5 protein-coding genes are annotated in these 5,934 nt (G+C 69.8%); all 5 read right to left on the minus strand.

Annotation, left to right across the window (positions count from 1 at the left end; translation table 11 throughout):
* Positions 1-87: 87 nt before the first annotated feature.
* A complete protein-coding gene (nirD, locus tag G6027_RS11510) occupies positions 88-468 on the minus strand; it encodes a nitrite reductase small subunit NirD (RefSeq protein WP_182637305.1) in 381 nt (126 codons plus the stop codon).
* 30 nt (positions 469-498) lie between these two features.
* On the minus strand, positions 499-3,024 hold the full coding sequence (gene nirB, locus G6027_RS11515; protein WP_182637306.1) for a nitrite reductase large subunit NirB: 2,526 nt from the start codon (positions 3,022-3,024) through the stop codon (positions 499-501).
* A 145-nt stretch (positions 3,025-3,169) separates the two neighbouring features.
* Positions 3,170-3,856, minus strand: a complete 687-nt coding sequence (locus G6027_RS11520) for a DUF3239 domain-containing protein (RefSeq protein WP_182637307.1) — start codon at positions 3,854-3,856, stop codon at positions 3,170-3,172.
* Between the two features lie 86 nt (positions 3,857-3,942).
* Complete coding sequence (locus G6027_RS11525) at positions 3,943-5,610, minus strand: DNA repair helicase XPB (protein WP_182637308.1); 1,668 nt, start codon at positions 5,608-5,610, stop codon at positions 3,943-3,945.
* Between the two features lie 100 nt (positions 5,611-5,710).
* Positions 5,711-5,934 (minus strand): hypothetical protein (locus tag G6027_RS11530; RefSeq protein ID WP_182637309.1); only part of this gene is annotated, 224 nt, incomplete at its 5' end.

Raw genomic sequence — 5,934 nt, forward strand, 5'->3', positions numbered from 1 at the left:
CGCCACCGCGTAATTCCACGCGGTGGCGCCTGACTGCTCTCGTGGGTTCCGGCAGAGCCGCTCTGTGCGGCAAGCCGGTTCGTCTGGTTACGCGGCGATCCGGCTCGTCTGGTGTCGGATCGCGGCCTCGGTGGAGACCAGGACGGTGCCGTCGACGACCCTGGCCGGGAAGACGGACAGTCCGTACGACTCGTCGTCGACCCCACGCCCGTCCGCCAACGCGTAGGCCTGCTTGCCGATGGGGGAGATCGCCACGGGGACACCCCCGCGGTCACCGACGAGACCGCGGCTCATCACCGCGGCCCGGGCGATCGGGTCGATGTTGCACAGGGCGTGGACGCTGCCGTCGTCCATCAGGTAGACGGCGATCTGTCGGCCGTCGGGCAGCAGGGCGGCGACGCCGCGCCCCGGGATGAGCCGATCGAGGGGGCAGACCACGATCTCGGTGGGGGACAGGGTTGCGGTCATGACGGTGTCCTTTCTGGGTGTGCTGGTGGGTCAGACTCGTGCGGGCATCGCGGGGGAACCGAGGAGCACCGGGACCTTGCGGCCGTCCTGCTCCTCGAACTCGACGGTGGGGTCCGGGGACTCGGGCGCGTTGACGAAGGACACGAAGCGGGCGAGCTTGTCGGGGTCGTCCAGAACAGCCGACCACTCGTCCACGTACCCCGCGACATGGGCTTCCATCCGGCCCTCGAGCTCGGCGGCCAGGTCAAGCGAGTCGTTGCACACGACCTCGCGCAGGTGGTCGATGCCGCCGTCCAGTGACTCGAGCCAGGGTGCCATCCGCTGCAGCCGCTCGGCGGTGCGGACGTAGAACATCACCGTGCGGTCGATGTAGCGGATCAGCTGCTCGTCGGTCAGGTCACCGACGAGGAGTTGCGCGTGCCGGGGCGTCGCGCCCCCGTTGCCGCCGACGTACAGGTTCCAGCCGGTCTCCGTGGCGATCACGCCGACGTCCTTGCCACGGGCCTCGGCGCATTCGCGAGCACAACCGGAGACCGCCATCTTGATCTTGTGGGGTGCGCGCAGCCCGCGGTAGCGGTTCTCCATCAGCACCGCCATCCCGACCGAGTCCTGCTGTCCGTAGCGGCACCACGAGGTGCCGACGCAGCTCTTGACCGTGCGCAACGATTTGCCGTAGGCGTGCCCGGACTCCATTCCGGCGTCCACGAGACGCTTCCAGATCACCGGCAGTTCCTCGACTCGCGCACCGAACATGTCGATGCGCTGACCACCGGTCACCTTGACGTACAGGTCGTGATCGCGGGCGATCTCACCGATCACGATGAGCTGCTCCGCGGACACCTCGCCGCCCGGCATCCGGGGCACCACCGAATAGGTGCCGTTCTTCTGGATGTTGGCGAGGAAGTGGTCGTTGGTGTCCTGGAGTGCTGCCTGCTCCCCGTCGAGGACGTGATCGGAGCTGGTGGAGGCCAGGATGGACGCGACGGTGGGTTTGCAGATGTCACAGCCGGTCCCACGACCGAAGCGCTCGATCAGACCGGAGAAGGTCCGGATGCCGGAGACCGTGACGACCTCGAACAGCTCCGAGCGGGACTGGTCGAAATGCTCGCACAGCGCCGTCGACTGCTCGACGCCCTCCGCCTCGAGGACCTGCTTGAGCAGGGGGATACACGATCCGCACGAGGTTCCGGCGCGGGTGCACGACTTGAGGTCGGCCACGTCGCAGGCACCGCCGCAGATGGCGTCGCGCACATCGCCCTTGGTCACCGCGTTGCACGAGCAGATCTGCGCCTCGTCGGGGAGCGCCTCCACCCCGACCCCGGCGTCGGTGCCGGTCGAGCGGGAGATGAGCGAGATCGGGTCGGCGGAGGGCAGCGTGCGACCGACGAGCGGCTTGAGCAGCGAGTACGGGCCGGAGTCCCCGACGAACACGCCACCCAGGAGGGTCTGGGCGTCGTCGCTCATGACCAGCTTGGAGTAGGTCCCCGCGACGGGATCGTTGACCACCACCTCGAGGCAGTCGGGAGTGACGCCGTGCGCGTCGCCGAAGCTCGCCATGTCCACCCCGAGGAGCTTGAGCTTGGTGGACAGGTCGGCCCCGGTGAACTCCCCCTCGCCGCTGAGGATCTTGGCTGCGGCCACCTCGGCGGAGGTGTACCCGGGACCGACGAGCCCGTAGCAGGTGCCGTCGATGGCCGCGCACTCACCGATCGCATAGATGTTCGGGTCCGAGGTCCGGCACCCGAGGTCGGTGAGGATGCCGCCCCGCTCGGCGGTCTCCAGGCCGGAGAGCCGCGCGAGTTCGTCCCTCGGGCGGACGCCCGCCGAGAACACCACGAAGGCGGCGTCGACGACCGTCGTGACCCCCTCGTCGTCGGTCAGTCGGACGGTCAGGCCGTCGGGCGTCTCGGCGATCTCCGTGCCGGTCACCGAGAGGTGGATCTCGATTCCGAGGTCACGGATCAGCGACGCCAGGACATGACCGCCACCGGCGTCTACCTGCAGGGGCATGAGCCGCTCGTTGCGTTCGACCACGTGCGGCGTGAGGCCGAGCAGGCTCACCGCGTTGGCGGCCTCGAGCCCGAGCAGCCCGCCGCCGATCACCACGCCGTGGGAGCCCGCCCCGGCGCGTTCGGCGGCCGCTCGGATCCCGTCGAGATCGTCGAGGGTGCGGTAGACGTGACATCCCGGCAGGTCATGCCCGGGCACGGGTGGGACGAACGCCCGCGAGCCGGTCGCGAGGACCAGCGTGTCGTAGGCGATCCGCTCGCCCGACGAGAGTTCGACCTCCTCGGCCTCGCGGTCGATCGCGGTGACCAGGTGACCCGAGCGCACGCTCACCCGCGGGTCGGCGAGGTGCCGGGCGTCCTCGAGGTGGAGCGACTCGCGGTCCCACGCTCCGACATAGGAGGAGAGGCCGACGCGGTCGTACGCCGGGTCCGTCTCCTCGCCGATCACCGTGACGGTGAGATCGGCGGTGGCCCACCGGGAAGCGAGGGTGGAGACGAACCGGTGGGCGACCATTCCGTGTCCGACGACGACGATGTGCTCGGTCATGTGGAGACCTCCTTCTAGCCTGTGCCGACCAGGCTAGAAACCGCGTGTTGCCGGGGAGTGGCGGCGGATCACGGTGCCGTGACGACTTGCTCACAGGGGAAGGTGCGTCGGGTGAGGCCCACGGGTTCGAGCAGCCGGAGGGCGGTCAGTCCAGGGGCAGGAGGTTGGCCGGCGACGCCGACACCTCTCCGACCCGGTCGAGGTTCTGGCGCAGGGTCTCCCACTCGCCGGCCGGGATCTCCTTGGCCAGTCGCCGCAGGACGGCGGCGTCCGGGGTGGCCCAGGCGACGGGCATGGGGGAGATGAACTGGTAGAGGTTGTCGCCCCCGCGGGCGCTGCGGTTGCCCACCACCGCGACGCAGGGGACTCGTTCGCCCACGCGGACGTCGTGGCCCGGGATCTTCTCGCAGCTGCGGACGGCCAGGGCGGGGAGCGTGCCCGCGGACCGGTCGACGGCTCGGTCGACCAGTGCCAGCAGGGTGAGCCCACGCGGTCGCACCTCGGCGACGATCGCGGGGACCAGTTCCGAGGTGGCGTAGGTGTGCGCCATGGATCCCATCTTGCGGGGGATGTACCCGATCATGGCCAGGCAGCCGATCGCGAAGACGCCGGCCAGCGCGGCGATGATCCAGCCCCACGGTTCGAGGCCCGAGTACAGGAGCATCCCGGTCCCGGCGGCGAGGACGACCACGCCGAGGATCCCCGCGGACCACTGCAGTCGACGCACCTCGGCCAGGCTCTCGTTGTTCTTCCGGACCCAGGCGTCGTCCACGGGGAAGTCGGTGAGGCGGTACTGCTCGTGCGGGGCGCGGGAGGTGCGATCGGAGGCCATGGGCCCAGTATCCCAGGCGCCCCGGCGAGGGTGGGGCGCCCAGGGCGGTCCGTGTGGGTGGGGCGCCCTGGGCGGCCCGTGTGCGCTCAGCCCACCTCGGGCAACTCCGGCCCGAGCAGGTCATCGGCGTCGGTGATCCGGTAGGCGTATCCCTGCTCGGCGAGGAACCGCTGGCGGTGAGCGGCGTACTCGGCGTCGAGGGTGTCCCGGGAGACGACGGAGTAGAAGTGCGCCTGTCCGCCGTCCTTCTTGGGGCGCAGGAGACGCCCGAGCCGCTGGGCCTCCTCCTGCCGGGAGCCGAAGGTCCCGGAGACCTGCACGGCGACGCTCGCCTCGGGCAGGTCGATCGAGAAGTTGGCGACCTTGGACACCACCAGGGTGGAGATCTCCCCCGCGCGGAAGGCGTTGAACAGCTTCTCCCGCTCTTTGTTGGAGGTGGAACCCTGGATCACCGGGGCGTCCAGCTCGACCCCCAGTTCCTCCAGCTGGTCCAGATAGGCGCCGATCACGAGCGTCGGGGCACCGGGGTGCCTGGCCAGGATCTGCTTCACCACCGCGATCTTGGTGCGGGCGGTCGAGCACAACTTGTACTTGTCCTCGGCCTCGGCGGTGGCGTACATCATCCGCTCGTTCTCGGTCAGCGTCACGCGGACCTCCACACAGTCGGCCGGGGCGATCCACCCCTGCGCCTCGATGTCCTTCCAGGGGGCGTCGTAGCGCTTGGGGCCGATGAGCGAGAACACGTCACCCTCACGGCCGTCCTCGCGGACCAGCGTGGCGGTGAGCCCGAGACGGCGACGCGACTGCAGGTCCGCGGTCATCCGGAAGACCGGTGCCGGGAGCAGGTGCACCTCGTCGTAGATCATCAGGCCCCAATCCCGGGAGTCGAACAGCTCCAGCGCCCGGTGCACGCCCTTGGTCTTGCGGGTGACGACCTGGTACGTGGCGATGGTGACCGGGCGGATCTCCTTGCGTTCGCCCGAGTACTCGCCGATCTCGTCCTCGGTGAGCGTGGTACGGGCGAGCAGCTCGCGCTTCCACTGCCGCCCCGCGACGGTGTTGGTCACGAGGATGAGCGTGGTGGCCTTGGCGCGGGCCATCGCCGCAGCACCGACCATGGTCTTGCCGGCCCCGCAGGGCAGCACGACGACACCGGATCCGCCCGCCCAGAAGGAGTCCGCGGCCATCTGCTGGTAGTCGCGGAGTTCCCAGGGTTCGGACTCGGTGGACAGGGCGATCTCGTGGGCCTCGCCGTCGACGTAGCCCGCCAGGTCCTCGGCAGGCCAGCCCACCTTCAACAACTCCTGCTTGAGCCGACCGCGCTCGGAGGCGTGGACGATCACCGTGTCGGCGTCGATCTCGGCCCCGAGCATCGGGGCGATCTTCTTGTGACGCTTGACCTCGGCGAGCACGGCGGCGTCCAACGAGACCAGGACCAGTCCGTGGACCGGGCTCTTGACCAGTTGGAGCCGGCCGTAGCGGGCCATGGTGTCCGCGATGTCGACCAGGAGCGGCTGGGGGACGGGGAAACGCGAGTAGGTGACCAGCACGTCGACGACCTGCTCGGCATCATGACCGGCGGCCCGCGCGTTCCACAGGGCGAGCGGCGTGATCCGGTAGGTGTGGACGTGTTCGGGAGCGCGCTCGAGCTCGGCGAACGGGGCCAGGGCCTGCCGTGCGTCGCCGGCCTGATCGTGATCGATCTCCAGCAACACGGTCTTGTCCGACTGGACGATCAGCGGTCCACCACTCACTTCGGTTCTCCTCGGTTCTCGCGGGCCCGCGTGGGTCCGCGTGGGTCCGACCCTCCAGTGTCCCGGAAATCGCTTCGGCGGGTCGGGTCGGCGGGTGGGTTCAGCGGGTGGGGTCCACGTCGGCCACCGAGATCACGCGGTGCAACGGCAAGGTCACGGCCTCGGCGGAATCCGGCTCGACCCCCTCGATCCGGCCCCCCGCGACGGAGACGGGGATGACGAGTCTCGACGTCGAGCGACCCTGCGCGTCGACCACGGAGACCGTGACCGGTGTGCCCGACCCCGCGGCCTCGTGCAGTCGGGCGATGGCGGCCTCCCCGGTGT

Origin of the sequence: Dietzia sp. SLG310A2-38A2, assembly GCF_014145095.1 — a bacterium.
Taxonomy (GTDB): Bacteria; Actinomycetota; Actinomycetes; order Mycobacteriales; family Mycobacteriaceae; genus Dietzia.

Excerpts from the sequence above, each read along its gene's own strand:
- nirD (WP_182637305.1), bottom strand. The coding sequence starts at position 468 with ATGACCGCAACCCTGTCCCCCACCGAGATCGTGGTCTGCCCCCTCGAT.
- G6027_RS11520 (WP_182637307.1), bottom strand. The coding sequence starts at position 3,856 with ATGGCCTCCGATCGCACCTCCCGCGCCCCGCACGAGCAGTACCGCCTC.
- nirB (WP_182637306.1), bottom strand. The coding sequence starts at position 3,024 with ATGACCGAGCACATCGTCGTCGTCGGACACGGAATGGTCGCCCACCGG.